The sequence below is a fragment of the Bradyrhizobium sp. USDA 3262 genome, from assembly GCF_054060035.1.
In genome coordinates this window covers 8,834,541-8,859,005 of record NZ_JBSSCT010000001.1, presented here as the reverse complement: position 1 = coordinate 8,859,005, position 24,465 = coordinate 8,834,541, and the positions used below count along the sequence as shown (strand labels likewise).

Annotated in this window: 30 protein-coding genes and 2 pseudogenes; 21 read left to right on the top strand and 11 right to left on the bottom strand. The window is 61.6% G+C overall.

The genetic code is table 11. The annotated features are described in order from the left end of the window. Positions 1–372: 372 nt before the first annotated feature. From ACVWYP_RS41990 to ACVWYP_RS41980, 3 genes are all read right to left on the bottom strand, one after another. Positions 373–1,092: a hypothetical protein gene (locus tag ACVWYP_RS41990; RefSeq protein WP_028342841.1), complete on the bottom strand. Its 720-nt coding sequence runs from the start codon at positions 1,090–1,092 to the stop codon at positions 373–375. 284 nt (positions 1,093–1,376) lie between these two features. Then, entirely contained in the window at positions 1,377–1,655 is a 279-nt protein-coding gene (locus tag ACVWYP_RS41985) for a hypothetical protein (protein ID WP_028342840.1), read from the bottom strand. Further along, positions 1,655–2,356, bottom strand: a complete 702-nt coding sequence (locus ACVWYP_RS41980) for a helicase-related protein (RefSeq protein WP_259245189.1) — start codon at positions 2,354–2,356, stop codon at positions 1,655–1,657. Before ACVWYP_RS41980 ends, ACVWYP_RS41985 begins: the two co-directional genes overlap by 1 nt. On the opposite strand from ACVWYP_RS41980, the pseudogene ACVWYP_RS41975 reads away from it, so the two are divergent. The 5 genes and pseudogenes from ACVWYP_RS41975 to ACVWYP_RS41955 form a co-directional block, all read left to right on the top strand. Beyond that, positions 2,336–2,686 (top strand): annotated as a pseudogene (locus ACVWYP_RS41975) (AMP-binding enzyme); the annotation flags it as partial. The gene ACVWYP_RS41980 and the pseudogene ACVWYP_RS41975 overlap by 21 nt on opposite strands. 91 nt (positions 2,687–2,777) lie before the next feature. After that, positions 2,778–2,951 (top strand): nucleoside monophosphate kinase, encoded by a 174-nt coding sequence (locus ACVWYP_RS41970; protein WP_348652650.1) that lies wholly within the window; start codon positions 2,778–2,780, stop codon positions 2,949–2,951. 173 nt (positions 2,952–3,124) lie between these two features. Continuing rightward, positions 3,125–3,574 carry a c-type cytochrome gene (locus tag ACVWYP_RS41965; RefSeq protein ID WP_028342837.1) on the top strand — a complete coding sequence of 150 codons (450 nt, stop codon included), beginning with the start codon at positions 3,125–3,127 and terminating at the stop codon, positions 3,572–3,574. Positions 3,575–3,729: 155 nt separating this feature from the next. Continuing rightward, positions 3,730–4,230, top strand: coding sequence for a hypothetical protein (locus ACVWYP_RS41960; protein ID WP_028342836.1), 501 nt, complete (start codon positions 3,730–3,732; stop codon positions 4,228–4,230). A gap of 70 nt (positions 4,231–4,300) precedes the next feature. Continuing rightward, positions 4,301–5,017, top strand: coding sequence for a S1C family serine protease (locus ACVWYP_RS41955; RefSeq protein WP_244980965.1), 717 nt, complete (start codon positions 4,301–4,303; stop codon positions 5,015–5,017). Between the two features lie 83 nt (positions 5,018–5,100). Here the strand turns inward: ACVWYP_RS41955 and ACVWYP_RS41950 are convergent, their stop codons facing one another. Continuing rightward, positions 5,101–5,787 carry a CBS domain-containing protein gene (locus tag ACVWYP_RS41950; protein WP_028342835.1) on the bottom strand — a complete coding sequence of 229 codons (687 nt, stop codon included), beginning with the start codon at positions 5,785–5,787 and terminating at the stop codon, positions 5,101–5,103. 130 nt (positions 5,788–5,917) lie between these two features. Here ACVWYP_RS41950 and ACVWYP_RS41945 point away from each other — a divergent pair, with 130 nt between their 5' ends. Next, on the top strand, positions 5,918–6,379 hold the full coding sequence (locus tag ACVWYP_RS41945; protein WP_028342834.1) for a host attachment protein: 462 nt from the start codon (positions 5,918–5,920) through the stop codon (positions 6,377–6,379). A gap of 34 nt (positions 6,380–6,413) precedes the next feature. Here ACVWYP_RS41945 and ACVWYP_RS41940 read toward each other — a convergent pair whose 3' ends face one another. Beyond that, positions 6,414–6,791, bottom strand: a complete 378-nt coding sequence (locus tag ACVWYP_RS41940) for a LysE family translocator (RefSeq protein WP_080686865.1) — start codon at positions 6,789–6,791, stop codon at positions 6,414–6,416. A 71-nt stretch (positions 6,792–6,862) separates the two neighbouring features. Between ACVWYP_RS41940 and tnpA the strand changes: the two genes are divergently transcribed. The 5 genes from tnpA (at position 6,863) to tnpC (ending at position 11,829) form a co-directional block, all read left to right on the top strand. Further along, complete coding sequence (gene tnpA / locus ACVWYP_RS41935; RefSeq protein ID WP_051376434.1) at positions 6,863–7,315, top strand: IS66-like element accessory protein TnpA; 453 nt, start codon at positions 6,863–6,865, stop codon at positions 7,313–7,315. Further along, entirely contained in the window at positions 7,312–7,635 is a 324-nt protein-coding gene (gene tnpB / locus ACVWYP_RS41930) for an IS66 family insertion sequence element accessory protein TnpB (RefSeq protein ID WP_028342833.1), read from the top strand. The genes tnpA and tnpB overlap by 4 nt, the downstream gene beginning before the upstream one ends. A gap of 25 nt (positions 7,636–7,660) precedes the next feature. Then, positions 7,661–7,990 (top strand): hypothetical protein, encoded by a 330-nt coding sequence (locus tag ACVWYP_RS41925; protein ID WP_189397628.1) that lies wholly within the window; start codon positions 7,661–7,663, stop codon positions 7,988–7,990. Then, on the top strand, positions 7,987–10,077 hold the full coding sequence (locus ACVWYP_RS41920; protein WP_172646724.1) for a recombinase family protein: 2,091 nt from the start codon (positions 7,987–7,989) through the stop codon (positions 10,075–10,077). Before ACVWYP_RS41925 ends, ACVWYP_RS41920 begins: the two co-directional genes overlap by 4 nt. Before the next feature lie 168 nt (positions 10,078–10,245). Next, positions 10,246–11,829, top strand: a complete 1,584-nt coding sequence (gene tnpC, locus ACVWYP_RS41915; protein ID WP_028339956.1) for an IS66 family transposase — start codon at positions 10,246–10,248, stop codon at positions 11,827–11,829. Here tnpC and ACVWYP_RS41910 read toward each other — a convergent pair whose 3' ends face one another. Then, the gene (locus tag ACVWYP_RS41910) at positions 11,830–12,267 is read right to left on the bottom strand and encodes a hypothetical protein (protein ID WP_028339957.1); all 438 of its coding nucleotides are present in this window, start codon (positions 12,265–12,267) and stop codon (positions 11,830–11,832) included. A gap of 132 nt (positions 12,268–12,399) precedes the next feature. Next, a complete protein-coding gene (locus tag ACVWYP_RS41905; protein WP_051447787.1) occupies positions 12,400–12,669 on the bottom strand; it encodes a LysE family translocator in 270 nt (89 codons plus the stop codon). Positions 12,670–13,025: 356 nt separating this feature from the next. Between ACVWYP_RS41905 and ACVWYP_RS41900 the strand changes: the two genes are divergently transcribed. The 4 genes from ACVWYP_RS41900 to ACVWYP_RS41885 all read left to right on the top strand — a co-directional run bounded on the left by ACVWYP_RS41900 (position 13,026) and on the right by ACVWYP_RS41885 (position 16,260). Next, positions 13,026–13,487 carry a CBS domain-containing protein gene (locus ACVWYP_RS41900; protein WP_018268815.1) on the top strand — a complete coding sequence of 154 codons (462 nt, stop codon included), beginning with the start codon at positions 13,026–13,028 and terminating at the stop codon, positions 13,485–13,487. Between the two features lie 199 nt (positions 13,488–13,686). Continuing rightward, the gene (locus ACVWYP_RS41895) at positions 13,687–13,875 is read left to right on the top strand and encodes a hypothetical protein (protein ID WP_129964714.1); all 189 of its coding nucleotides are present in this window, start codon (positions 13,687–13,689) and stop codon (positions 13,873–13,875) included. Continuing rightward, the gene (locus tag ACVWYP_RS41890; RefSeq protein WP_051447788.1) at positions 13,868–14,875 is read left to right on the top strand and encodes an LOG family protein; all 1,008 of its coding nucleotides are present in this window, start codon (positions 13,868–13,870) and stop codon (positions 14,873–14,875) included. Before ACVWYP_RS41895 ends, ACVWYP_RS41890 begins: the two co-directional genes overlap by 8 nt. After that, a complete protein-coding gene (locus ACVWYP_RS41885; RefSeq protein ID WP_028339959.1) occupies positions 14,872–16,260 on the top strand; it encodes an MBL fold metallo-hydrolase RNA specificity domain-containing protein in 1,389 nt (462 codons plus the stop codon). The genes ACVWYP_RS41890 and ACVWYP_RS41885 overlap by 4 nt, the downstream gene beginning before the upstream one ends. 62 nt (positions 16,261–16,322) lie before the next feature. Here ACVWYP_RS41885 and ACVWYP_RS41880 read toward each other — a convergent pair. Next, positions 16,323–16,502: pseudogene (locus tag ACVWYP_RS41880) on the bottom strand (BON domain-containing protein); the annotation flags it as partial. Then, the gene (locus tag ACVWYP_RS41875; RefSeq protein ID WP_028339961.1) at positions 16,447–17,151 is read right to left on the bottom strand and encodes a CBS domain-containing protein; all 705 of its coding nucleotides are present in this window, start codon (positions 17,149–17,151) and stop codon (positions 16,447–16,449) included. The pseudogene ACVWYP_RS41880 and the gene ACVWYP_RS41875, both read right to left, overlap by 56 nt. A gap of 276 nt (positions 17,152–17,427) precedes the next feature. On the opposite strand from ACVWYP_RS41875, the gene ACVWYP_RS41870 reads away from it, so the two are divergent. The 5 genes from ACVWYP_RS41870 to ACVWYP_RS41850 all read left to right on the top strand — a co-directional run bounded on the left by ACVWYP_RS41870 (position 17,428) and on the right by ACVWYP_RS41850 (position 19,844). Further along, positions 17,428–17,799, top strand: coding sequence for a carboxymuconolactone decarboxylase family protein (locus tag ACVWYP_RS41870; protein WP_028339962.1), 372 nt, complete (start codon positions 17,428–17,430; stop codon positions 17,797–17,799). An 84-nt stretch (positions 17,800–17,883) separates the two neighbouring features. Then, on the top strand, positions 17,884–18,174 hold the full coding sequence (locus ACVWYP_RS41865) for a hypothetical protein (RefSeq protein WP_129964731.1): 291 nt from the start codon (positions 17,884–17,886) through the stop codon (positions 18,172–18,174). 113 nt (positions 18,175–18,287) lie between these two features. Continuing rightward, positions 18,288–19,109, top strand: a complete 822-nt coding sequence (locus ACVWYP_RS41860; RefSeq protein ID WP_028339964.1) for a universal stress protein — start codon at positions 18,288–18,290, stop codon at positions 19,107–19,109. Positions 19,110–19,354: 245 nt separating this feature from the next. After that, the gene (locus ACVWYP_RS41855) at positions 19,355–19,567 is read left to right on the top strand and encodes a YgaP family membrane protein (protein ID WP_028339965.1); all 213 of its coding nucleotides are present in this window, start codon (positions 19,355–19,357) and stop codon (positions 19,565–19,567) included. Between the two features lie 16 nt (positions 19,568–19,583). Further along, the gene (locus tag ACVWYP_RS41850) at positions 19,584–19,844 is read left to right on the top strand and encodes a hypothetical protein (protein WP_028339966.1); all 261 of its coding nucleotides are present in this window, start codon (positions 19,584–19,586) and stop codon (positions 19,842–19,844) included. Between the two features lie 369 nt (positions 19,845–20,213). Here the strand turns inward: ACVWYP_RS41850 and mgtA are convergent, their stop codons facing one another. Next, positions 20,214–22,823: a magnesium-translocating P-type ATPase gene (gene mgtA, locus ACVWYP_RS41845; RefSeq protein ID WP_028339967.1), complete on the bottom strand. Its 2,610-nt coding sequence runs from the start codon at positions 22,821–22,823 to the stop codon at positions 20,214–20,216. A gap of 256 nt (positions 22,824–23,079) precedes the next feature. On the opposite strand from mgtA, the gene ACVWYP_RS41840 reads away from it, so the two are divergent. Next, positions 23,080–23,244 (top strand): hypothetical protein, encoded by a 165-nt coding sequence (locus ACVWYP_RS41840; protein WP_172646738.1) that lies wholly within the window; start codon positions 23,080–23,082, stop codon positions 23,242–23,244. A gap of 382 nt (positions 23,245–23,626) precedes the next feature. Here ACVWYP_RS41840 and ACVWYP_RS41835 read toward each other — a convergent pair whose 3' ends face one another. After that, on the bottom strand, positions 23,627–24,352 hold the full coding sequence (locus tag ACVWYP_RS41835) for a CBS domain-containing protein (RefSeq protein ID WP_051447789.1): 726 nt from the start codon (positions 24,350–24,352) through the stop codon (positions 23,627–23,629). Positions 24,353–24,465: the final 113 nt, after the last annotated feature.

Below are 24,465 nucleotides of genomic sequence, written 5' to 3'. Positions count from 1 at the left end.
CTTGGGCCTCAGCCGGATCCGATTTATCTGGTGTGCATGGCCCCGAGCGGCTTGAGAGCCGGCTCATGGTTTCCCCGAACATCGGTGCTCTGGGATCTCAATCGAAATTCTGGCGGGCGCGGGCTTCATGCCGGCCAACGGCCGCAGCCACGATCCGATTGACGGTCAACCGTGACGTCGAAGGGGTATATGCTTTTATAGGGGCAGTGATCGCGCCGCGCCGGCATGGTGCCACGGAGATCGCGCTCAAAAATTTCGAAACACAGACACTTGTACCATCTCCGACGAGACTCGCAGATCGGGTCAAATCGAGGGATGAAGAACGATCAAACCTGGTTGTCGTCGCGCCTCTTCAGTTTTTCGGCCTGACCGTCAGTTTCCGAGCGCCGGAGCGCTGCTGCTTCGGCGGAGGGCGCGACTTGGTTGCGGCCTGTTCGATCTACTGCTTCCGCGGTCGTTGAACATCAGCGCAAGCAGGAAGCGCGCCAGGCGCGGCGTCAACGGAGCGTCGTTCGCCGTCCGGTGGCCTTCGGCGTTCAGGCGACGGGCGACGTCCCATGGCTTACGCGTGTGCTCGCGGGTGTAGGCCCGGAAGATCGGCTCCGACTTTCCGAACAGCTTTCCCAGGTCGACCTCGTTCGAATTGAAGTGGATCATCTCGGCTTCGGTCATCGGGGCTCGTGAATCCTCGACTAGCCGCTTGCCTCCCGCAGGGATGAGACGAGGCTGTCTGAGCTGCAACGCTCCCTGCGGCGGAGGCGCTACTTCCTCCGCCGGCGCGGCAGGCATAGTCACCGTTACACCGATCCGGAAGAAGACCGGCCTGAGCGCCTCCTTGTGTATGAAGGAGATCTCATCCCCTCTCATGTTGATGAAGTCGCCCACATCGAAGATCGGAAGTTCGGAGTGGCAAGCGAACGTCGTAGTTTCTCCGTTGCTTGAGTCGAGATACTCCACGGTGACGGCGTTCTCGTCGCTGATGCGGTCCACCGCGAGCACGATGAGCACCGTCCATTCGTCGGGGGCTCGACGACCGAACACTTTGTTATCAAACAGGCCGACGACGTTGGCAGCAGAAATCAACTCCTGCACGGCCCCGCGGGCCCGCCGTTGCGGCGACCGGTCCGTGGGTCGGTAATCCCTCGGGATGTCTGTACAGGGGTGTTTGGGCCAAGGCGGACCCAGATGGTCGAAAAACACGCGGCTGCCGTGTTCGTTTGTGTAAAAAACACGCTAGCATTACATTCGGGGTAACGCGCGTTCGCGCCTGAAAGTATTTCTCGCGCAGGCGTTCGACCGCCGGGGCACGCGCTCCATCCTGTCTGACCGCGATCGGCTGCACCACGACACGGCGTTCGCCGTTACCACCAGATGTCTCAACCATCCAGAGCGACAGCAGCCTGCCCGCCAACCTCGCCCGACACTGCAATTCCGAGATTCTCTGGCGGCAAATTGCGCCAACGTTCCAGCTCTTCCTGTACCAACGGATGGTCTAAGCCCATCAACTGCAGTTCGTCCTGATTCGTCGCAGCTTCGCGGTTCAAAGTGAAGCGCGCACGGCGAGTGCCTTCCGCGGTGATGAGGTCGTAGGTTGCGTCATCCAGCTTGATCAGCTTCTGCTGGAGGTCTGCGGCCGCAGTCGAGAAGAAGCGCACTAGCCGATCCAGACTGGACGAGACATCCGAGAAGGCTTGTAGTCATCAAGGCTGAAGCCATCGAGGTCTTGAAACAAGTCAAACACCACTTGCCGCGCTTCGCGCGAGTTCGACAGCGCGGCTTCTAGTTCCACCTGGGTGCGCTTCAGCTCGGGGTCGGAAAGCGCCTCCTGATAAAGGCGGTCATCATTCAGCCGCTCGGACAACTGCCCGAGAATCTGCGCTTGCAAGTCCTCCGCCGCGTTGCCTTGTTCATCCACCTTTCCGACCGTGCGTGCGATCTCGGTCAGCTTCTCGTCCAGCAGCAGAAAGATACGTCCTTCGATGGTATCCGAGAGAACGAGATGGTAAACCTGTGCGGTGTCACGTTGACCGTAGCGATGGATGCGCCCAATGCGTTGCTCCATATCCATCGGATTCCACGGCAGATCGAAGCTGAACAGGATTCGCGCGAATTGCAGATTGATGCCTTCGCGTCCTGCTGCCGTGCAAACCAGCACACGCGGGCCATCCTTTTGGCGGAAGCGGCGCTCGGCCGCCACCTTGGCTCTGTGGTCACCACCGCGCAGCACCACGACGCCCTGACCGGGGAACGTCTGCTCGATCTCGCGGGCGATCATATCGACTGTGCCGAGGTAGGTGGCGAAGACCACAATCTTGTCACTCGGATTCTGTCGCCACAGAGTTCGCTGGTCGCGCATGAGGCGGTGTCGGAAGCCGCCGTCGTCGGCTACCCGCACGACATCAAGGGCCAGGGCATCTATGCCTATGTCACGCTGATGAAGGGCACTGAGCCGACCGAAGCGCTGCGCAAGGAGCTGGTCGCCTGGGTCCGCAAGGGCGTCGGCCCGATCGCATCGCCGGACCTGATCCAGTTCGCGCCCGGCCTGCCCAAGACGCGCTCCGGCAAGATCATGCGCCGCATCCTGCGCAAGATCGCCGAGGACGAACCGTCCAGCCTCGGCGACACCTCGACCCCGGCCGATCCGGCCGTGGTCGACGACCTCGTGCAGAACCGGCAGAACAAGAGGGTGCGCAAGCGTAGGAAAGTGACCGTATCGTACCAACCCAATGCTCGAACCTGTGGAGACAACGCTGTGAAATTAGTTCTGTTGGGGGTCCCTGGATCCGGGAAAGAAAGGGACTCAGGCGGCCCGTCTTGCCAAGCGCCTGGACATTCCTCAACTATCGACCCGCAATATGTTGCGAGCGGACGTATCCCAAGGAACGCCAATCGGGATAACGGTTAGCCGAGGTCCGGGCTCAAACCCGACGCCTCCACCATATCGAAGCTAGCGTGCCGCTTCCGGCTCAGCGTGGGGATAGAAGCGGCAAGCCTATGTCTGTTTACTGTTTGGCCCGAGTGATAGTGCGCCGTTGGACTGGGCGGGCGTGATGCATTGACCCGCGTCAAACCAAGGGCGACCCAATACTGCTAAAAGCGCGTATCCGAAAAACTGGGGCATGATATGATTATCTGTGGCCTGAAGTCTTTCATGATTGCTGGTCTGACCGCTGGTTTCGCCGCGGCCGCTCACGCTGAAGACGCCGATGTTGGCAAGGCGGAATTTCAAGCTTCGTGCGCAAGCTGTCACGGCGTGGATGGAAAGGGCAAAGGACCCGTTGCTGGGCAGCTGAAGGTGCCGCCTGCCGATTTGACGGCCTTGGCCAAGAACAACAACGGGGTCTTTCCTATTACCGCCGTCTACGAAGCCATAGACGGGCGGAAAACAATATCCGCGCACGGCACCCACGAAATGCCGATTTGGGGGGAACGGTTCAACCCCGTCAAGAACTTGCCTCACATTGTCGATCCGGCCTACGACGCGCTCGATCCTTCCCGGGATTTGCGGGAGGTCGTCGTGCGAACACGAATCCTTGCCATTATCGATTATCTGAACCGCATTCAGCAGAAGTAGCGCGCCGCGAAAGCTCATGGGGTCCCCCGGCTACGCAATCTGCCGCAGTAGATGGGCGGCAACCGCACGCGCGTCCAGGCGCTCCCATCATTGATCCCCATCAAGGCGGCTGCGAGCAAAGCCGGTAATGGTCATATGGAAACGGAGGATCGACGATGACCGGCATAGTGCTCAACGCCCAGCAAATTCAGAACGCTCCAGCGCCCGTTCGCCTCTGGCTTGAGCAGCAGATTTCGGCCGCTCTCGGTCCGAGGCCGGCACCCGGAGCGTCGTCGCCCCGCCTGGTTGCCTGCACGGAAGCCCAGGCAGCGAACCTCCTCAATCGAATCAGGCAAGCGCCATCTGCGGTCGAAGTGTTCTTCGGACTCGCCCATCCCGAGATCTCGTTCGGTGACCCGCCGGTCGTGACGTTCCGGCTTCTCGATCTTCAGCGTCGTGCCGGCATGGAGAACATCGCCAAGCTCCTGGAATGTCTCGACCTCATCAACCGGTCATTTGCGGAAATATGTGGTGATCCGGCAGCGCGTTTCTGTGACTTTGACGCCGCAGGGCATTGCTCGCTTCTGCCAGCCACTCAGTGCAGCATCGCCGCATTGTGGAAGGCGATCATTGCGGCGGAGCGGCCCGGCGTGCTGCCGATCGCCGCTGCCGAGTAGACGGGGCGGGCGCGAGATGAGCCCGAAAAGATCATGCCGCAAGTCGGCGCGGAAATGGTCGGAACGTCCGTTGTCATTCATCGTCGCCGTGACGTGCATGCTCCTGCCCTGGCCTAGACTGGTGCAAGCAGGGGAAATCCGGGATGTGCAAACTCTTGCGCCCCTGGTCGGGAAGGTTATCCAAAGTGTCGTCGGCATAACGGCCAGCACGGAGACGGCGGCAGCCTCCCGGTCAGGGAATTCCGGTCCCGAACTGCCCAGCGATCCGCGTCCCGCGACGAAAGATGTTTACGGCGCAGGCGTCATCATCAAGGCAGAGTCCGGATTGATCGTGACGAGCAATCATGTGGTCAGCGGCGCCAAGACACTCTCGGTCCGATTGTCGGATGGGCGCCAGCTTGACGCTAGGTTCGTTGCGGCCGACGAGCGATACGATCTGGCGATGCTGAGGATTTCGGCCTCCGGCCTGACCGCGGCCCGCATCGGCCGATCGGTCGACGCCGAGCCTGGCGATTTCGTCCTTGCGGCCGGTGGTTCCTTGAAATCCACTCCGAGCGTCAGCTTTGGCATCGTCAGCGCTCTGCATCGTTCGCGGCCCGGAAGCCCTTGCCGGGATCTCATTCAGACCGATGCCTTGCTGGATCGCGGCAGCGCAGGCGGGCCGCTGTTCAATCTGCGGGGCGAAGTGATCGGCATTGTTGCCGCCAGCACCGGCGAGACCGAATCCGAGCACGCCTTTGCGATTCCCTCGGATGCCATCGATCGCCTCTACATCAGAATGAATTAGGCATTCCGCGGGATCGCGGATCGTTTCGAAGTGCGACCGATTTGACTACCTAATGGTGGTTGCTTGATGATCGTGCACCCGGATCAGTAGGCCATGATCGGCGTTTCCAGCAGGTGATCGTTCACAGCAACGACACCGGGAATTGCCTCCGCGGCAATCCGGATCGCTGCGCGCTCGGCGGCGGATGGCGCATATCCCCACAGGTCGACGATGCCGTTCTGTACGGTCGCAGTCAGATTGAACGTGTGTGCCCACGGTTGCCCGTGAAGCACGCCGAGTAATCTCTTCCTGATGACGGAATCGGCGGGTGACATCTCCAGCTTCGGCCGGGCGCTCGCGACGGCCTGGAGCAGGTTGGCCCGGCTGACGATGCCGAGGAGGTGGCCGGCCTCATCGACGATGGGGACACGCTTGATGCCATGTTTCTCGAGCAGCATCGCAATTTCATGCAGAGGCGTGTCGGGCGCCGCGGTCACGACCTTGCGGGTCATGATGTCGGCGATCTTGACAGCATGGGACTTCACGTAGTCGGACGCCATTTGCGCGTCTCCGACCAAAAGCCGGAGCCACCACGAATACGGGCGCTCGGTGCCGGCTTCAGTCCGATGCATCAAGTCGCTTTCCGTGACGATTCCGACTAGTTCGCCATCCTTGCCCACAACAGGAACGGCGCTGATGCGGTGCTGGAGCAGCAGGGAAGCAACCTGCCGCACCGTTGCGTTGGAGTTCTCCGTGATGACGGGTGACACCATGACGTCGCGTGCTTGCATGATCGTGCTCTCTGTAGGACGGAAAGATACCCCATTCTGTGGGATCGCGCGCATGCGTGATTTGACTCCGATCAATTGATCTAAAGCTTCCGGGCATTAGACAGGATTTGTTGAAGTGGAGGATGTTTGGATGGCGGGAATTCCAAAGAACGCGTTCGTGCTTGGAAACGGGCGCAAGGCGCTGTTGCTCCGCAACGAAGGCGACAATCAGTTCCCCACCCTGAAGGCGGAGGCGGTGTTCGAAGATCAGAATCCGCCAACGCACCTACAAGGCACGGACCGTCCAGGACACTTCATAAAAGGGATCGTCTCCGGTCAGCGGGGAGCCGTCGAAACGACGAACTGGCACGAACTCGAGGAGTATCGGTTCACGAGGCGGATTGCGCGGGCTGCGGAGGAGATTGTTCGGAGTGGAAGGACGACGGCGTTTGTCATCGCCGCTCCGCCGCGAACGCTGGCACAGCTTCGGGCGACGCTCGCTACCGATGTCAAGCGTCACATCATTGCGGAGATTCCCAAGGATCTGACAAGGCTTCCCGTCGGGGAAATTGAAAGGCACATTGTTGAGGCGCTTGCGTCGCCCACACGATAGGCGCCGTGCCGCCGACAGCGTCCCACGAGCAAGTTCAAGAGTAAGTTCGTCTCGTCGTATAGAACAGCCAGATTGCAATAACGGCCAGCAACACTGACATTATCCGCCTGATGAGCATTGTGTTTGCCCGTTTTTCGATGCTTGGCCGGATGGCGTTCGCTGAAATCACGACAGCCGTATGTATTGCAGTCGCTATCGTGATGTATACCGTCAGCAAGATCGCTATCTGCGGAAGCAGTGGACGTGCTTGATCGATGAAAGTCGGAAAAATCGATAGATAGAAAACTCCGGCCTTGGGATTGAGTAGATTGGTAATCAAGCCCCTGAGGAAGAATTTGGTATGTGCCGTCGCCTCGACTGGCTTGGTGATCTCTTGCGGCGCATCGCGCCATCCTTGGTGAGCGTCATCCAGGGACCACGCGCTGAGGGCTAATCTGGTCGGTTAGGAAGATCTCGTGGACTGAATCATCACGAGGTCTCGCCATGTCTAAGGATAGCCGTAAGGATAGCGATAGGGATAGGCATACGCCTATCCTCAAGGATTTTTCTGACACGCTGCAGCGTGTCGAGATCATCACTGGGACCGGCCGGCGCCGGCGCTGGTCGGCCGATGCGAAGGCGGCGATTATCGCGGAGAGTTTTGCGCCGGGTGCAAGCGTGTCCGCTGTGGCGCGGCGACACGACATCAGTCCAAGCCTGTTGTTTCTGTGGCGTCGTCAGACGACGCGGGCGAAGGTCGCGGCGCGCCGGGCCGGAGACGTGCCACCTGGCTTTGTGCCGGTCGCGATCACCGGCTGCGGGGGCGAATTGCCGTCGCGCGAGGAGCAGGCGGCAATCGAGATCGAGGTCGGCGCGGTTCGCATCCGTGTCAGAGGGACGGTCGACCGGCGGGCGCTGTGCGAGGTGCTGGCGGCAGTCGGGACGGTTGGCCGATGATCGGGATGCGACCCCGGTTGTCGATCTGGATCGCGACGCAGCCGGTCGATTTCCGTCGCGGGATGGACTCGCTGGCGATGCTGGTGAGCGAGGCGTTTGGAGCCAATCCGTTCGACGGCGGACTTTACATCTTCCGCTCCAAGCGCCGAGATCGCGTGAAGATCCTGACCTGGGACGGAAGCGGCCTTGTCCTTTACTACAAGAGAATCGAGGGGCAGTTCACCTGGCCGCCGATCAAGGAAGGCGTCGTGCCGCTATCTCATGCTCAGCTCTCGGTGCTGCTCGAGGGCACATCGAAATATCCCCTCTGGGGAGTCTGACGAATCACCTGCCATCGAAGTTACAGTGTGCGAACCGACGCATCCGCTGTTCGGCCGCACGTTCCGCGTCATTCGCCGCTCGGTTCATCGTGGCGGGGGCTTCCCGCTTTCGTACGAGGTCGAATATCGAGACGGTGCCAGCCTTTTGATTCCGGTCGCGGCGACCGAACCACGGAAGTCGATGGAGAATCGAACGAAGCTGAGCGTCGAGGCACTACACGATCTGACCTCTCTGGTTGAGCAGCTCGAACACGATGCCGATCGATCCGAAAGACCTTTGGGCCACGCTGTCAACGGCACTGCAGCGCCAAATCGTCAACGAGGTCGCCGCAGTGCTGGCGGAGGCAAGTCATGAAGTCCGAGCTGGTCAAGCCGATACACCTGGCGCGCCGCGCGGTCGTGTACATCCGGCAGTCGACGACTCATCAGGTTGTGACCAACCAAGAGAGCCTGCGATTGCAATACGCGCTTCGCCAACGCGCCATCGAGCTCGGATGGCACGAAGCTGGCATCGACGTCATCGACGCTGATCTTGGCATCAGTGGGGCGTCGGCGGCTCAGCGCAGCGGCTTCAAGGAACTGGTCGGGCGTGTTGGTCTTAACGAGGTTGGTCTGATCCTGTCGATCGACGTGACGCGTCTCGCCCGCAACTGCTCGGATTGGTATCCGCTGCTCGATATCTGCGGGCTGCACGGCTGCCTCATCGCCGACCGTGATGGCGTCTATGACCCTGGCAGCGCGAATGGCCGACTGCTGCTCGGCCTAAAGGGGACGATATCGGAGCTCGAGCTCCATACAATTCGTAGTCGATTGACGGCTGGTCTTCTTGCCAAGGCGGAGCGCGGCGAGCTTGCGCTCACCTTACCGATCGGCCTTGTCCGCGATCCCTCTGGCGTCGTCGTCAAGGACCCGAACCTGGAAGTGCAGGAACGGCTCGAGCTGCTGTTCGAGACCTTCCTGAAACTGCGCACCATTGCCAAGGTCATGCGTGAGTTCAACGACCGTGGTCTGGAGCTGCCGCGCCGCGATCGTCACGGCGATCTGCATTGGGCGCGGGCGACGACAGCCGCGGTCGCGGCGATTCTGAAGAATCCTGCCTATGCGGGCGCCTTCGTTTACGGACGGACACGACTGCGCAAACCGTCGGAGGGAAGATTACCGACGAAGGCGCCGAAGCCGATCGAGCAGTGGCGGATCATCGTCAAGGACCGCTATCCTCCCTATATCGCTTGGCAAAGCTACGGGAAGATCAGGGGCATCGTCAGCGACAACCGAGCAGAATACATGCGCAACAAGACGAGGGGGGCCCCACGTGAGGGCGAACTACTGCTGCAAGGCATCGCATGGTGTGGAAGATGCGGTCACAAGATGTACGCGCGCTACAAGAGACGCGCCGAATACGTCTGCAATCACCTGCGTTCACATCAGGGGTTGCCGGCGTGCCAATACATCCGTGCTCCCCGCGTCGACGCCGCCGTGGCGCAAGCCTTCCTTACAGCGCTGGCGCCGGCCGAGATCGACGCGTTGTCGTGCGCTCGTCGCGCTCAGCAGCAGACGTACAAAGCAATACGAAGCAATGCCGAGCAGCAGCTCGAGCGGCGACGCTACGAAGCAGCACTCGCCGAACGTCAGTTCAACCGCGTCGATCCCGACAACCGGCTCGTCGCCGCCGAGCTCGAGCGCCGTTGGGAGGCGGCTCTGAAGGAGGCTCGAGCGGCAGAGGAGACCCTGGCCCGTTTAAAGTCTCCCCAGGCTATCGCTCAGATCACCTTTGGCAACAAGGCGCTGAACGACAAAGTCGTCCACCTCTCCGGCCGTCTGCCTGAGATCTGGACGGACTCAAGCACGACCGACGCGAAACGCAAGGCGCTGCTGCGCTGTCTCATTGACAAGGTGATTCTCGATCGTGGCGAGCACGACCTCGTCAAGGTGAGGATTGTGTGGCGCGGCGGAGCCGTCACCGAGATCGAGGTAAAGGTGCGCGTCAATTCAGTAGAGAATCTCACGCAGGGCGTGGAAATGCGAGAACGCGTCCTCGAGCTCGCCCGCACCAAGCTGCACGACGACGAGATCGCTGCCATATTGACGGGCGAAGGACACCGGTCACCAAAATGCCCAGACGGGGTGCTGCCGATCACTGTCCAGCGCATTCGCTTCCAGGCCGGCCTCAAAGGGCTTACCGAGCAACGCACGCGATGGCGGCATTCACCCGATTTGCTCAGCGCACAGGAACTCGCCGGCGTATTGAACATTCCCGTGAACTGGCTGTACGTTCAGATCAGGCAGGGCCGTCTTTTGATCGATCGTCACCCTTCGGGCGCGCACCTGTTCTCCAACACGTCGCGCGTGATTGAGGCTGTTCGAAAACTCCGCAATCACGAGCTCGATCATCTCGATCTCAGAATCACTGAGCCTCACGAGGAGGGGCATTCACATGGATAGTCGCTCGATGGCTCAGACTGGAAGCGTGTGCCGATGCGGGTTGTGGATCAGCCAGCACGAGCTGGTTGATCCGTATCAAGAGGCGTTCGTCACTCATGCGGAGTTGTTGTAGAATCACTCTGCATGAGTGATTTGCCTTCTGATCCAGCATTGCTCCGACAAGCCGTGATGGCGCTGTCGTCACGGCTTGCGGCGTTGTCGGCGGAATGCGGCACGCTGGCGGCCGAGCGTGATGCGGCGATTGCCCAACGCGACGCTGCGGTCCAGGAGAACGACAAGCTCCAGATAATCCTGTCCCAGTACAAGCGCACGATCTTCGGTCCCCGCTCTGAGACACTGGATCCCGGACAGCTGCCTCTCTTCGCCATCACGGCGCAGGCGGCTGGTGCCGCCGCCAACGACGACGTTACCGGAGGCGGGCTGCCTGACGGAGCGGAGGGCCGTGGAAAGCGACCGGCGCGACGCAACCGGGGGAAGCTTCCGGAGCATTTGCCGCGCATCGACGTCGTGATCGATATCGAGAGCCACATCTGCCCTTGCTGCGGCGAGCGGCTGCACAAAATCGGGGAGACCGTCAAGGAAGCCTTCGACGTCATTCCGATGCAGTACCGGGTCAAGCGCATAGTGCGTCCGCGGTACGGCTGCCGGGGATGCCGCCAGGGTGTGCTGCAGGAACCCGCGCCGGCCCAGGCGATCGACGGCGGGATGGTGACGGAAGCCTTGCTGGCCCACATCGCGGTGATGAAATACGGCTACCAGCTGCCGCTGTATCGGCAGGAACAGATGTTCGCTGCGCAAGGCATCACGCTCGACCGGCAGACGCTGGCCTCGTGGATGGGGCGCGCCGCCTGGTGGCTGAAGCCGCTTCACACGCTGTTGCGCGACACAGTGATGTCCTACCCGCGGCTGTTTGCCGACGAGACGCCGCTGCCGGTTCTCGATCCCGGCCGTGGCCGGACCAAAGTCTGCCAGTTCTGGGCGATCGCCACCGATGACCGTCCGTGGGGTGGCCCGGCGCCGCCGGCGGTGGTCTACATGTTTGCCGAGGATCGCAAGGCGATCCGCGCCAAGCAGCTGTTCGGGGACTACCACGGCATCCTGCAGGTCGACGGTTATGCCGCCTACAAGGGCCTGATCAAGAACGGCGGCCATCTGGTGCAGCTGGCGTTCTGCTTCGCGCATGCGCGGCGGAAGTTCTGGGACGTTCACGTCGCGACCAAGTCGCCGATTGCCGCGGAAGCGCTGCGACGGATCGCGATGTTCTACGCCATTGAGGATCGCATCCGCGGTCTGCCGGCGGCGCATCGGGCTGCTATGCGGCAAAGCGACACCAGGCCGTTGATCGAGGACTTCAAACCCTGGCTTGAGGCGCGGCTGCTGGAAGTCTCGAAGAAGTCCGGTCTGGGTAAAGCCATCCGCTACACCCTCAACCATTGGGACGGCCTGACGCGCTTCATCGACGACGGACGCATTGAAATAGACAGCAATACGGTTGAGCGCAGCATCAAGCCGATAGGCCTGGGAAAGAAGAACTACTTGTTCGCCGGCAGTGAAGGCGGCGCCGAGACATGGGCCATTCTCGCCTCGCTCATCAACTCGGCAAAGCTGCAAGACATCGACCCGCGGCACTATCTGACCGATGTTCTCGAGCGCATCGTCTCCGGACGTACCAAGATCAATCAGCTGCACATGCTGCTGCCGTGGAATTGGAAGGCCGAGCGCGACAGTTCGCCGGCAAAGCTCGCCGCCTGATCAGTTCGACGGCAGGGCATCTGGAACTTCCTGCGCATCGCTGGTGTCGTCATAGATCTCCTCGCGGATCACACGCAGCGTCACCTCGTGCAGATAGACTTGCAGCGCCCTCTCCAGCTCGGTGAACTCCGGCAGCAGCACTTTGTCGACGAAGCCTCGTGACGCGCGGATCATCACCGTGTTGCGTCGCTGGCGGTGATAACGAAACGGCCGCAGCCCGCAGCGACGGCAAAGCGCCAAGAACAGGTGCCGCGACCATTGGTCGGGAAGTGAGAATTGCTGTTCGATCGGTGGATCGTGGCGAGCGAGTTCCTCGACCCGGGCACGCACCCGCCGCAGCGCGGCTTCCGCCGCAAGGCGCTCACCAGCAGTTCCCGCACCCACGAACAACGCCTCGATCTTCCGAAGCTTCTCGCGCAGCTGCGACTCGCTGGTCATTCTGATCCCCGTTGCCCGCTCCGAACCGGGATCACCCCATCACCGCGTGCTTGCGGCGTCAATCATCCCGACCGCGCTATCCAGAGCATTCCGCGCGAGTCAAGGCCCGGCACGGTGCGCTTCCCGTGACGCTCACCATCCTTGCCAGGCAAGCCAAAGCAGGTAGAGCGCCCAGCGAAGGGCTTCGTAAAGCGGGTTGGAGGCAGCCACGATAGCTGCAAGGCCGAGCGACGATGCGATCCCAACTCCAAACAAGCCGAAAGCAACACCGGCTGTTGCGGCAAGACCGGCCCTGCGTCCGGCCGACGCGGCCAGCACCGCGAGATAGCCCATGTTAGGTCCCGGGGTCAGTTCGATGAGCGTGACCGTGAGTGCGAAAGCAAAGAGAGAGTTTTCACCCATGGATCGATCCCTGCGCTTCCGAGGCGGGGTTGCCCTAGATGTTGGTCAGATGGCTTGATCTGGGTCAAATTGTCCGCGTCATGCCGCCTCTCTCGATTCCGAGCTGACATGAATGCAGTCGACAGAGGGCGCAACGACCGCGAGCTTCCGCAGGTAGCATTCGACGTGGGCAATCAGGGTAGCGGCCCCATCCTCGACGGCGATTCCCACATGAGCTGACAGCTCGCCGAATGATCCTGAGGCGAAAACCAGCGATTACAAAAGCTGCACGGCTTTTTGATCCAGATCAGCCTGGCCTTCCATTTTTGAATGATGCTGGCAGATCATCGCGTACACGAAGCTCTGGGGAGGTTGCCATGTTGGCTTTGGATGTCATGCGGACGTCTTTCTCGACGATCAAACCCGGCGCGCCATTGCTCGATGCCGTTCGTCTCTTGCTGGAAACTGGCCAGCGCGGCTTGCCTGTGCTCGATGGCTCAGGGGCGCTGATCGGTGTTATCTCTGAAGGAGACTTCCTTCACCGTCGCGAACTCGGCGTGCATTGGCCAGAGGGATTTTGGCTCGAATGGCTGTTGAGCAGAGAGGAGGGACGGCTGGTCCGCGAGCGGACCCGGGCCCTGAGCGTCGACGCTGTGATGAGCCGCAAGCCCGTTTGCGTCGACGAATGCGCGACTGTGGACGAGATCGTGGTCGAAATGGACAAGCATCAGATATCGCAAGTCATGGTGCTCCGGGGTATGCGTGTCGTCGGCATCGTTGGACGTGTGCAGCTGATCACCGCGCTTGAGCGGATACTCGCGCGATCCGAGGGTAACTGACGCGGAAGACCCCGGCAGGCGATTGCGGAGCGTGCGATTGATCCGGACGCGCTTCCGGTTGAGCGTAACAGCGGCGAGAAACTAGGCTCAGGTTGGCGCCTTGCCATCAAAGAAATCCCTGAATTGACCCTGCTCAAGGCGCCCGTGCAGCCGATTGCGGATGCTAGGCAATGCCCATCGAATGCCGACGAGGTTCGCCATGACTGACCGAATGAAGTTGCCGGCCGTCAAGCAACCGGTGAATTTTGAAGCAGATATTGGTAGGTCGAAGCCGACCGATCACCGCTGGCTACTGGATGCGTTGGAGGATGACGAGGTTCGTGAGGCCCTGAAGCACGATGCGGCGCTCACATCCTCCGAGGCGGACGGCGGGCCGGCGCATGACTGACGATCTGCCATCGACTCGTCCGAGCCCGAAGCCGGCTCACCATGTCGACAGGGCTGTGGTACTCCCGGGTGGGCAGCCCAACGGCGCCGAAGAGGACGGCCGTGCGCTTGGCGATCTGCGCAGCATCCTGCAATCGCCAAGCTATCGGGAGGCGAATCAGGACGAAGATTTCCCGCAGAGCGAAGCCACACGCGGCATTCGCCTCCAACTCGATTTCCTTAAGACGGAGACCCTGCTCCGGGAGCATCAGATCGCTCATACGATCGTTGTCTTTGGCAGCACTCGCATTTGCGAGGCGCAGGCGGCGCGCCGGACCGTCGCATCGATAGCCGATGCGCTCGCGTTGAATCCCGACGATGGCGGCTTGCAGCGCCGTCTCAAGACGGCACGGAGCCTTGCGGCGAAGACCAAGTATTACGGAATCGCACACGAGTTCGGACAGATCGTCGGTGCCGCGAGCGAAAAGGCCATCGGTGGCCGCCTCATGATCATGACCGGCGGTGGGCCGGGCATCATGGAAGCAGCTAACAGGGGCGCGCACGATGTCGGGGCCCAATCGATCGGACTGAACATTACCCTGCCGAAGGAGCAGGACCCTAACCCATATGTCACGCCCGAGCTCTGCTTCAGGTTCCACTATTTTGCGATGCGCAAATTGCATCTCCTGATGCGCGCCCGCGCGCTGGTGGCATTCCCGGGCGGCTTTGGCACGATGGACGAGCTGTTCGAAGTGCTGTCGTTGGCGCAAACCCGAAAGATCGCGCCGGTGCCGGTCGTGCTGGTCGGCGAGTCGTACTGGCGTCGCGCGTTTGATCCGGACTTCCTGGTCGGCGAGGGTGTCATCGATCCGGAAGACAGGGGCCTGTTTTGGTTTGCAGAGTCCGCCGAGGAAGCCTGGCATGGCATTCTGCGGTGGTACGAGACGGCCGGCCGCCCGCTTCTGCCGATCGGAGATGGCGCCTCACGGGGCAAGTCGATCAGTCAAGAGGGTAGATCGTGAAGTTATCCTTTCATGGCGCCGATCGCGCGGTGACCGGGTCCTGTCACCTGGTCGAATGCCTGAACCAACGCATTCTGATCGATTGCGGTCTTTTCCAGGGAAGCCGCGACCTGGTGGAAGAGAACGTCGCCGCCTTCGGGTTCGATCCTGCAACCATCGACTATGTCCTGCTGACCCATGCCCACCTGGACCACTGCGGCAGGATTCCATTGCTCGCGAAGCGAGGGTTCAGCGGTGAAGTGATCACGATTGCGGCCAGTCGCGAGCTGGCCCGCCTCGTGCTGGTCGATGCTGCGCATCTCCAGGAAGAAGACGCGCAGCGGAGAGCCCGCCAGTGGCGCAGGCGGGGGGAAGAAGAAGCGCCGTCGCCGCTCTACACCGTCGTCGACGCGCTCGAGTGCTTCGACCGGTTTGGAAGGACGGCTGAATATGGACAGCCGTTACAGCTCGCGGAGGGACTTCGCGCAACTTTCTTCGATGCCGGCCATATCCTGGGCTCTGCGAGCATCCTGATCGAGGCTGCCGAGCACGGCCGCACACGTTCGGTCTTGTTCTCGGGCGATCTCGGCAACGCCGGTCGTCCGCTGCTGCGGTTGCCGAGCCCTCCCGCTCGCGCCGACGTTGTCGTCATGGAATCGACGTATGGAGACAGGCGCCATCGGCCGCCGAAAGACTCGATCGAGGAGCTTTACGGCGCGATCAGCGGCACGCTGGCCCGCGGCGGCAACGTCATCATCCCGACCTTCGCGCTCGAGCGCGCCCAGGAGATCCTCTATGTCCTGCGTCAGGGGCTAGAGCGGAGCAGGCTGCCGCCGGCCATGCAGATCTTCCTGGACTCGCCGATGGCGATTTCGGCGACCGAAATATTCAAGCGGCATTCCGAATGGCTCAGCTCCGAGGCTGCCTCCATGTTTCGCGAAGGGCGGGATCCGCTGCATCCGGCAAACCTGCGTCTGGTCCGCGAGAGCGCCGATTCGGTTGCCATCAACAGGATAACCGGCGGCGCCGTCATCATGGCCGGGTCCGGGATGTGCACGGGCGGCAGAATTCGCCATCACCTCAGGCACAATATTTGGCGCAAGGAATCGGCGATCGTATTCGTCGGATACGCCGCCGCGGGAACGATCGCGCGGCAGATCATCGATGGGGCCAAGTCCGTGCGGCTGTTCGGCGAAGACATTGCGGTTCGCAGCACGATTTACACGATCAACGGATTTTCCGCGCACGCGGACCAGCAGGAGCTGCTGGCATGGCGACGCGCGATCGAGGGATGCGAAGCAACGTTCCTGGTCCATGGCGAAGAGCCCGCAATGCAGGCGCTCGCTGCGCACTTGGAGGGACGGCGGGTCGAGCTGCCGCGCCTGGGCGACGTGTTTGATCTCTAGATGGCCCGCGAAGGCGAGCCGGACAATGCGAGCCAAACAATCATTCTGAGCTGCTGGTTGCTTCAGCTCGCAGCCTTCACGTCCCTGGGAGATTCGACGTAGAGGCCGGTATAGGTATCCACGAAGCAGGGGTGATCGTACACCTTCTTGACGCCGGCGGTGTTCTCCGCGGCCACGATGGTTGCCTCACGCGCATGGTCGCTGGTGGCGATGCCATGCAGATGGACAACGCCGTTGCGGACGATCACCATCGATCTGTCGGACGATACGGTCACGGATATGGTAGTCGTCCGCGGTTGGATCCGGGATTTCGTGTGCCCCGCTCAAGTGGACGATGCCGTCCCGAACGATGACGCTGAGTCCAAGCGGGCACCAGGCGTTGCGTTCGATCTCGTCCAGAATGCGCTGCCGGATCTGGTCGTCGTTTTCGGTCGGATCAGGTACGTCGCGTGCAAGACTCGCCACCGTTCGCAGCAGGTTGCTGCGGGTGATAATGCCGACAAGTTTGCCGTCGCGAATCTCCGGCAGCCGCTTGACGTTGTTTTTCTCCATCAGTTCGACGAGCGTCGTCAGCGGCGCATCCTCGGCCACGGTGACCGGCGCACGCGTCATGATCTCAGAGACCTTGCGTCCATGCTCGGACACGTAGTCCTCGGCCCACTTTCCCGGTCCGAGAATGAAGGTCATCAACCAGTTGCGCTTCCGCTCGGTGCCGATCTCGCTGCGATGAAGAAAATCGCCTTCGGTGACGATGCCGGCGATCGCGCCGTCGCGATCGACCACCGGTAGCCCGCTCACATGGTGCCGAAGCATGATGTTTGCCGCGTCGAGGATGGTGCTGTCCGGCGTTGTCGAGGGCACCTTGCGAGCCATGATCTGGTGCGCGTACATCCGAATGTCTCGTGGTGTTCAGCCTAACTCCAGATGCGGTGGGACGCGTTGATCTGACGCAAGCGGTAAATTGGGTGCGGTTTGATCTGGCGCAAATGTCACGCGCGATCACCGGGTTACAAAGTGCGGGTCCTTGCAGGCCGAACACGCACGTCCTTCATAGAGGCCAGATCGTGTTGCCGGCTGCGTTGGATGAAGGGCGGCGTTCGCCGTTGCATCCCCGTCGGCGGAGCCGCCCTTTCCTGGACCGTTTGAATAGCGAAGACCGAGGGTCGCATGCAAAAGGACTATGCCGACATCTGCAAGCACATCTCCAACAATCTGGGCCAGTTGCGCAAGGGCATTCCTGAAACCATGCGAGCGTTCTCGGCCATGGCGCAGGCGGCCACCAGAAATGGCGCGCTCGATGCCCGAACCAAGGAATTGATCGCGCTCGCGCTGGGCGTTGCCGCGCACTGCGACGGCTGCATCGGCTTCCACGCCGAGGCCCTGGTCAAGCTTGGGGTCAGCCGCAAGGAGGTCGAGGAGACGCTCGGATTGGCGGTCTACATGGGCGGCGGACCGTCCTTGATGTATGCCGCCGACGCGTTGCAAGCTTACGACCAGTTTCAGGAGCGCGCGGTGGTTTCCGAGCCGGCGATGGATTGATCCGACGCCACGCGCCGTGGGGCGTTGGCGAACTGCTGGAAGGGACCGGAGCTGTCCTCCTTCGATAGCCGGGAGTTTGGTGCGATGTGCTCTGGAGATGGCAAGCGGCGGCTGCCGCAGCAACACGGGAATGGAGCCGTCACCGTTGCGCAGCCACGTCAGGCGGCGAAGAATGCCGATGAGGTGGCGCAGAAGAAGCCGCGTGCCCGAAAGCCTCAGGACGACGCTTCATATTGGGCGTCCCGCGCCGAGCGGACGAAGCGGCAGGCCGCGCGACATCAGGACCAGGCGACTCGCGATCATTTCATGAAGATCGCGGCCGGATATGAGGCGCTCGCCCGCTCGGCCCGCAGCGTCGGGCAGGATCGAGATTAGGCGGACGGCAGACGTAGAGCTTAGGGGACCGAGGCGAGCTTGAGCTGGCTCAACGTAGGCAGCGCCGCCATACGCGGCAATACATGATCATTTTAGCTTGGTGGAGCAGACACATGTTTTTGGCCAATGTCATGGTTTATGTCGACCCTCAGCAGCAGGACGAGGGACAGATTCGCGTCGCCGAAGGGATTGCGGACAAGTTTCACGCATCGATGATCGGCGTCTCAGCTTCCGCCATCGATCCGCCCTTCGTCGCCGAAGGGGTGATCATCGAGCAGACGACCGAAGATGACGTCAGGCGGATGCGGGCCGATCTCGCGGCGAAGGGCGAATGGTTCGGGAAGATCACGGGTCGGGAGCGTCACAAATTGGAGTGGCGGTGGGCGCTGGAATCCCCCACCGCGTTTCTCGCGGAGCAGGCGAGGGCGGCAGATCTGGTTGTCTTCAAGCGCCGGAAGGCCCAGTCCTACAATTTCCATTACCTCGATTCGGCCGAGGCCATCCTGCGGATGGGTCGTCCCACGCTGTCGGTGCCGGAAGGCGTAACCGGCTTGTCCGCCGATCGCATCGTCGTCGGGTGGAAGGACACCCGCGAGGCGCGTCTGGCGATTCGGGACGCGTTGCCCTTCCTGACCCGGGCTTCCAAAGTGACCGTCGCCGAAATCTGCACGTCGGACGAGCAGGACGCAGCGACCCGCCGCTTGCGCGATGTCGCGAGCTATCTCGAACGGCACAGCGTCAATTGCCAGTTCGACGTTCGCGTCCACACGGCCGAGCCGGACGCAGGGTACCTTGTCAGACTGGCAAAGAGCGAAGGCGCCGACCTCATCGTCACCGGAGGCTATGGACATAGCCGGCTCGGTGAATGGATGTTCGGCGGCATGACGCGGGGCTTGCTGCAGCAGGCTCCAATCTGCCTGCTGATGTCGCATTAGACCAGCCGTTCCAGGGCGCGGTGACGGTGGCATCTGAGGATGTTGGTCTTGCGGTCGCCATGGCCGTTTAGTGCCGCTCGGTGCGCGTCGGAGCAGCTCTGCCGTCTGAGGTTCGACAAATCGACAATCGCGGCGAAGTGCCAATGGTGCTGGTTGGCGATCTGCGCCGCGTGAATTGATCACGATCAAGGGCCGGGAGCCGGAGTGCGTTCAAAATGGAGCGGCATCGAAGGAGGCAGATTGCCATGACACGCAACGTCGGACTCATTGATCAGTACGCCCGGATCATCATCGGTCTGGCCGTGATCGCATATACCCTGAAGGACGGCTCCCTTGGAGCGGGATGGCTGGTCGCCGGGACTCTCGGATGCGTCCTGATCGCGACAGCGTTCTTCTCTTACTGTCCGCTCTACACATGGCTGGGAATCAACACTCGGCAGACGTCCAACTCGATCTAGAGATCTGACAAGATTAATGAATAAGAATCTCACCCTTGTCGAGTTGCGATCGCGACTCGATCGCCTCGGCGCAGGCGCTGTCTTGAGAATCTCTGATCGTGATTATGAGCGGTTGTTTGGGATCAACGAGGTCGCTGCCGCCAAGGCCGCACAGTTTGCCAGGAAGCATCGTTGCGTGAGCGTTCCGCGCGAAGATTCGGTGTACTTCCGAAAGTCGACCCCCGACGCGTATGGTTCAGCCGAACTGGTGCAGGACGGGCCTTCAATTTCCACCTGAACTGGAATTCCGCTCAACGAGACCTTCAGTCGAGAGTGATGATGGTCAGAAGCAGCTGGAAGATCTCCCAGCCGGCGGCGACCAGTAATGTCCCAACGATGAGCACACGGCCGTACCATGAGACAGTCGGATCGCTCCGACGCTTCCGGCGTCGAAGCTGATTGACCGTCGGCATCGATGTAAGGCTTGGAATGGCGTGAGCATGCCTATCGCTCGCGTCGCCAAGTCTCAGTTCGTTCCGTTGTCGTGATCGATCCATTTGTGGGCAAAGCCGTGCACTGTACCAGCACAACGATCGCATTCCAGGGACGAAAGACCTTGATGCGAATCAACTCCGGTCCACGGTTCGGTTGATGTGAGCGCCGTAGGTCATCCATTCAGTGCGGTACCCTTGGCAGGATATTGTCGCCTCAGCGCAGCGCGATTTGGCTCATATGTAGCGGCTGGAAGAGCAGGGCGCTTTCCGGTCTCCGCCATGACGAGGTAGCCGAGCGTTATCAGCGTGATCGCGCCTAGCAGCACAGGCGGCAGGTCCGCGAAACCGAACAAGGAACCGAACGGTCCCAGGGCCAGGAAGATCCCTGAAGCAAGCGCGCCCAGCGAGCCCAACCCCAGGATGAGGTGCGGGCGGCTGGCGCGCCACGGCGGCCGCCGCGAGCGGATCAGGAAGATCACGAGGATCTGCGTAGCGATCGATTCCAGGAACCAGCCGGTCTGGAACGCGGCGGCATCAGTATGGAAGACCTTCAGGAGAATGGTGAAAGTTGCGACGTCGAACAGCGATGAAATCGAGCCCATGACGAACGTGAACCGCAGGATATCAGCCATGTTCCATGATTGGGGTCTCTCGACATCCTCCTCATCGATCTCGTCAAACGGAATGCCGGTCTCGGAGAGATCGTAGAGCAGGTTGTTCAGGAGAATCTGCAGCGGCAACAGCGGCAGGAACGGCAGGGCAATGGATGCCAGCGCCATCGATAGCATGTTGCCGAAATTCGAGCTGGTTCCCATCCGGACATATTTCAGGATGTTTGCGAACGTTCGTCGTCCCTCGATCACGCCCGCACCCAGCACCGAGAGATCCGGCGCCAGCAGGATCATGTCCGCCGCCGCGCGTGCCACCTCGGTCGCGCCGGCGACGGAAATTCCGACATGGGCGGCGTGAATCGCCGGAGCGTCGTTCACGCCGTCGCCCATGAAGCCGACGACGTGACCGCGTTGACGCAAGGCCCGGATGATCCGCCTCTTCTGCTCGGGATCGATCCTGGCGAACAGGTCGACGTCCTCGATCTGCGCGGCGAGCGCCTGATCGCTCAGATTGGCGATCTCGCCGCCGGTCAGGATACGACCGGAGGGAAGACCGACGGCATCCGCGACATGCGCGACCACCGCAGCGTGGTCTCCGGAGAGCACCTTGATGCCGACGCCACGTGCCCTCAGGTCTCGGACCGAGTCGGCCGCATCGCGCTTGGGAGGGTCCGCGAACGCGCAGAAACCGACCACCGTCAGGACAGCTTCGTCCGCGGTCGTAACATTGGCCCGATCCGGCGCCATGGTTCGGATGGCGACGCCGAGCAGCCGAAAGCCCTGCCGGGCATGGTCATCCTGCAGGCGAACGAGCGCGGCACGGTGGCTGTCATCCAGCGGCCGGGCCAAGCCGTCGACCTCGACTGCAACCGCGCGGTCCATGATCGCTTCCGGCGCGCCCTTGACGATCAGGAACCGGTCGTTGTCCCGCATCGCAAGGACCGAGAGGCAGCGCCGCTCGAAGTCAAACGGAATCTCGGCGAGCCGGGTCCAGGCGCTGCTGCCCGGCGGGCTGTCTGCGGCAAGCAGCGCCTCATCCAGCGGGCTGTGAATGCCGGTCTGGAAGGCGCTGTTCAATCGAGCCAGCTCGAGCACCCGATCGCTGGGGCGTCCCGCAGGATCGAAATGTGCTGCGAGCGTGATCTTGGCTTCTGTCAGCGTGCCGGTCTTGTCGACGCATAACGTGTCCATCGCACCGAGATCGTGGATAGCAGACAGCCTCTTGACGATCACCTGCCGCTTCGCCATCCGCTGCGCTCCGCGCGCCAATGTCACCGTCATCACCATCGGCAAGAGCTCGGGCGTCAGGCCGACGGCGAGCGCGACGGCAAACAGGAATGATTCCATGGCCGGCCGATGTGCCACGAGGTGGGCGAGCAACACGAACAGCGTCAAAAAAAGCGTCAGCTTGAGGATGAGCAAGCCAAGCTTCTGTACACCTTGCTCAAGGGCGCTTGGGGGATCGTTCGCCAGCAGCTCGGCGCTGATCATGCCGAAGCGCGTACGGCGGCCAGTCTCGACGACGAGCATGACCCCGTTGCCGCCAACGACGCTGGTGCCGGCGAACAGCGCATTGCTCGCTTCCGCAGGCTGACTGGTCGCGCATGGCTCCGTCGTCTTCGCGGCAGGAAACGGCTCGCCGGTCATCAGGGCCTCGTTCAGCTGGAAATTGCGGGCCATGAGCGCGACCCCGTCGGCCGGCACGAGGTCGCCGGTCCGCAGCTCCACGACGTCTCCGGGCACGAGTTCGCTCACCGGCAACGCGACGATTGCGCCATCGCGAATGACATCGGCCTGGATGGCAACCGAGCGTCGCAACGCATCGGCGGCGACCTCCGCGCGGTGCTCCTGCACGATATCCAGCGTCAGTGACAGGCCCACCACGAGCGTGATGATCACAAAGCTCGCGAGGTCGCCGCTGAAGCCCGACACGGCCGCCGCCACGATCAGGATGGCAATCAGCGGGTTGACCAGACGATGTACGATCTTCTGCAGGATCGATCGCGTGCCCGATGGCTCTGCGAGGTTTGGGCCGATCCGGGCGAGCCGCTTTTCGGCCTCCTGTTGGCGCAGACCGCACCGCTGGGTGTCGAGCCTGCACAACAGCGCATCGGCCGGCTCCCGCCAGAACGCTTCAACGGCAGGCCCATACGCGGGCGGCTTGAGCGGCATGAGAATCTCGCGCTGCTGGAAAGAATTGGCAGCAAATCATACTGCAGCCTCGTAGGTGCGAGGTTGATGCGGCTCAAGCGACTCGGGGCGGTGTGCGACCCGTCTCCCTGGCGAGGTAAGTCTCGGGCAAAGCGAGGAAATTCTCGCTCCAAGGCAGGCGGGGCCGGGTCGAGCCACAGCCGCTGCTTGCTGGCCAGCGTGTGCGCGGCTAGGATTACTCTTTCAAAGCACGCGAATGGGTAGAAAACGCTGTCCCATGGAGCGATTTATTCACGACGAGAACCTGGCCTTGTTCAGGAAAAAGCTTGCAGATCCACAGCTGACGGACGAGGAACGCAAGGTCGTGCTCAAGCTGTTGGCCGATGAAGAAGCGAGACAGATTGCGTCTCAAGGCACGGCAGAAGATCGCAGGCCGGATTGATGCAGATCAAGTCCGATGCCCGGGCAATCTGCTTTGCTTGGATGCGCAGATCCCCTAACTGCGTAGAGCAGCCCCACTGAAGCTGCCGGCTGGCCTAAGCTGCCGGCTTCTTTGGGCGGGCCGCGATCGGAGACCCGCAGGATGGTGTTCCGGTCCGTGATCGGATCGGACTGGAGTTTCTGAACGCCGCCGCTGCGATCACGCACAGGAAGCAGGATTCGAACCGAGGAGCCGGCTGGCAACGTCGATCGTCACGTTGTGGTCATCGACGGGTCGGGCAAGGAAATTCACCGGGAGGCGATCTATCTCGTCTAGGGACTGGCGCATAGTCTGTCGATGCAAGGCAGGCGCCATTGGCGCGATCATCGGCGCCTTTGCATGCTTACAAGGGTTGATCGTCTTCGGTCGAAGGCTCTTGCTCTAACGAGACAAAGTCGCCGCCGCCATAGTCCTCTTCCGCCGGCGGGTAGGCCATTTTTACCAGTTGGTCTTCGACCCGCTTCACGCCCGAGACGTTTTCCGCAGCAACGATCGCTGCTTTGTGCGCATTATCGCTCCGGATGCTGCCGCGTAGGCTGACGATCCCGTCATTTACGCTGACGTCCAGTGCAGCGGGTCGCCAAGGCGCATGCGCAAATGCCGCAATGACCGACGCACGGATCTGATCGTCATTGCCGGAAATGGAAGACCATTCGAGGCGAAGCCTTGCGATTGCCGTCATGAAATCCGTGCGCGTGACCATCCTATCGCGCATGACCGGGAATCGCGTGACGCCGTGCGATTCCATGAGCTGGACGACCTGCTCAAGCGATGTGTCCTCCTCGACGGTGATTGGGTCGGGCGACATGATCTGACTGACCTTGCGGCCATGTTGGCGCGCGAAGTCGAGTGCAACCTGGTTCGTGCCCGCGAGCATCGCAAGCCAGCGGCCGCGGCGCTTCTCCGTTCCAACTCCCACGCGCCGGATGAAATCTCCGTCCGACAGGATTCCGATGAGCGCTCCGTCTTGATCGATGACAGGAAGGCCACTGATGTGATGGGACAGCATGGTCTTGATGGCATCGATCACCGATGCATCGCCATCGATTGTGATGACGTTCCGTGACATGATCTCCCGTACGCGCACAGCGTAGATCCTCCGACTCGAACTGATCCAGCTAACTCTCGGAAGGAACAACGTGTGTTGATCCTTATCAATCGGACGGTCGTGCAACTGCGCTG

Bases quoted from the DNA above. Each gene is read 5' to 3' on its own strand.
- ACVWYP_RS41980 (WP_259245189.1), bottom strand. From the start codon at position 2,356: ATGCGCGACCAGCGAACTCTGTGGCGACAGAATCCGAGTGACAAGATT.
- ACVWYP_RS41965 (WP_028342837.1), top strand. From the start codon at position 3,125: ATGATTATCTGTGGCCTGAAGTCTTTCATGATTGCTGGTCTGACCGCT.
- ACVWYP_RS41960 (WP_028342836.1), top strand. From the start codon at position 3,730: ATGACCGGCATAGTGCTCAACGCCCAGCAAATTCAGAACGCTCCAGCG.
- ACVWYP_RS41950 (WP_028342835.1), bottom strand. From the start codon at position 5,787: ATGCAAGCACGCGACGTCATGGTGTCACCCGTCATCACGGAGAACTCC.
- ACVWYP_RS41945 (WP_028342834.1), top strand. From the start codon at position 5,918: ATGGCGGGAATTCCAAAGAACGCGTTCGTGCTTGGAAACGGGCGCAAG.
- tnpA (WP_051376434.1), top strand. From the start codon at position 6,863: ATGTCTAAGGATAGCCGTAAGGATAGCGATAGGGATAGGCATACGCCT.
- tnpB (WP_028342833.1), top strand. From the start codon at position 7,312: ATGATCGGGATGCGACCCCGGTTGTCGATCTGGATCGCGACGCAGCCG.
- ACVWYP_RS41920 (WP_172646724.1), top strand. From the start codon at position 7,987: ATGAAGTCCGAGCTGGTCAAGCCGATACACCTGGCGCGCCGCGCGGTC.
- tnpC (WP_028339956.1), top strand. From the start codon at position 10,246: ATGGCGCTGTCGTCACGGCTTGCGGCGTTGTCGGCGGAATGCGGCACG.
- ACVWYP_RS41910 (WP_028339957.1), bottom strand. From the start codon at position 12,267: ATGACCAGCGAGTCGCAGCTGCGCGAGAAGCTTCGGAAGATCGAGGCG.
- ACVWYP_RS41905 (WP_051447787.1), bottom strand. From the start codon at position 12,669: ATGGGTGAAAACTCTCTCTTTGCTTTCGCACTCACGGTCACGCTCATC.
- ACVWYP_RS41900 (WP_018268815.1), top strand. From the start codon at position 13,026: ATGTTGGCTTTGGATGTCATGCGGACGTCTTTCTCGACGATCAAACCC.
- ACVWYP_RS41895 (WP_129964714.1), top strand. From the start codon at position 13,687: ATGACTGACCGAATGAAGTTGCCGGCCGTCAAGCAACCGGTGAATTTT.
- ACVWYP_RS41890 (WP_051447788.1), top strand. From the start codon at position 13,868: ATGACTGACGATCTGCCATCGACTCGTCCGAGCCCGAAGCCGGCTCAC.
- ACVWYP_RS41875 (WP_028339961.1), bottom strand. From the start codon at position 17,151: ATGTACGCGCACCAGATCATGGCTCGCAAGGTGCCCTCGACAACGCCG.
- ACVWYP_RS41870 (WP_028339962.1), top strand. From the start codon at position 17,428: ATGCAAAAGGACTATGCCGACATCTGCAAGCACATCTCCAACAATCTG.
- ACVWYP_RS41865 (WP_129964731.1), top strand. From the start codon at position 17,884: ATGTGCTCTGGAGATGGCAAGCGGCGGCTGCCGCAGCAACACGGGAAT.
- ACVWYP_RS41860 (WP_028339964.1), top strand. From the start codon at position 18,288: ATGTTTTTGGCCAATGTCATGGTTTATGTCGACCCTCAGCAGCAGGAC.
- ACVWYP_RS41855 (WP_028339965.1), top strand. From the start codon at position 19,355: ATGACACGCAACGTCGGACTCATTGATCAGTACGCCCGGATCATCATC.
- ACVWYP_RS41850 (WP_028339966.1), top strand. From the start codon at position 19,584: ATGAATAAGAATCTCACCCTTGTCGAGTTGCGATCGCGACTCGATCGC.
- mgtA (WP_028339967.1), bottom strand. From the start codon at position 22,823: ATGCCGCTCAAGCCGCCCGCGTATGGGCCTGCCGTTGAAGCGTTCTGG.
- ACVWYP_RS41840 (WP_172646738.1), top strand. From the start codon at position 23,080: ATGGAGCGATTTATTCACGACGAGAACCTGGCCTTGTTCAGGAAAAAG.
- ACVWYP_RS41835 (WP_051447789.1), bottom strand. From the start codon at position 24,352: ATGTCACGGAACGTCATCACAATCGATGGCGATGCATCGGTGATCGAT.